The sequence below is a fragment of the Gilliamella sp. Pas-s25 genome (genome assembly GCF_009795885.1).
Taxonomy (GTDB): domain Bacteria; phylum Pseudomonadota; class Gammaproteobacteria; order Enterobacterales; family Orbaceae; genus Gilliamella.
The window spans coordinates 1-1073 of record NZ_WTEV01000072.1 but is presented as its reverse complement, the minus strand read 5'-3'; the positions used below and the strand labels follow the sequence as shown (position 1 = coordinate 1073).

Here is a 1073-nt window from a genome sequence, read left to right as displayed (position 1 = left end):
TGTTTGTCACTAAAAAAGGTCAGGCGGTTGCCTTTGGCAATATTGGCGTGAAACGGCGCAGGTGCCAGCGCTTGGGTTTCAGTGCTTTTATTGCCGGTTTGGTCATAGCCAAACAGTTCCACTTTTTCAGCGTGATGCTGCTCCGGATTGGCGTCAGGATAGGTGACGGTGTGTAGCTGACCGACGTTATCATACCGGTAACGACGTGGCTGTGCCCCCGTGATTTCGGCAAGTTGCCCGTCAGGGGTGTAGTGGTAGTGCTGTTGCCAGAGTGGGGATGGCGAGGTCTGTGTGCTGATATCATAACCGTGATAGCGTTGATGAGCGATAAGTTGTCCAAGCGGGTCATATTGATAGCGGTTAACCAGTCCATTGCCTTGACGACGCTCACATTCACGCCCCGAGTTATTATAAAACATGCCGATTAACGACTGCCCATCTAACGTTATGCCCCGTAATTGCCCATTAAGATGATAATATTCTAACCATTGCCCATCGGGCAGTTTTGTGCCATTGAGTAAGCCGGTGTTATCATCATAGCGATGGCGGATAGTTGCCCAGTTTTGATGTTCGGCAGTTAAACGTCCTACTTCATCATATTCCCATCCTAAAACCGATTGTCCATCGAGTATTTGCGTTAATAGTCCGTTATGATTGTAACTATAGTGCTCTTTTATGCCATCCGGTAATTCTTTTACCCTTAGTTTGCCGCTAATATCACGATGATAACGGGTAATGAGCGGTTTTTCATCATGTTGGTCACCATATTCTTGTTTTTCAATTAAATAACCATTTAAATCGTAATGATAAGTCGTTTTTATGCCGTCAAAACCAATTTCTTCGCACAGTTGCCCCGTTGGTGTATAGCTTAAGTAGTAGCGTTCTCCTTTTTGATTTTCAATTTCACTGACTTGTAAGTGGATATTATCATAACGAAATTTAAGTCTCTCACCATCAGGTAATCGTTTTTCGGTCATTAAATGTAACGGCAAGGCGTAGTCATATTCAGTCACTTTACCGGCTTCATCTTTAAACCAAGTCACTTTGCCATAAGCGTTATATCGATATTCCCG

The 1073-nt window shown here is 44.1% G+C and carries 1 pseudogene; it reads right to left on the bottom strand.

What is annotated here, in order from left to right:
* Positions 1 to 1073: pseudogene (locus GQ593_RS13340) on the bottom strand (RHS repeat protein); the annotation flags it as partial.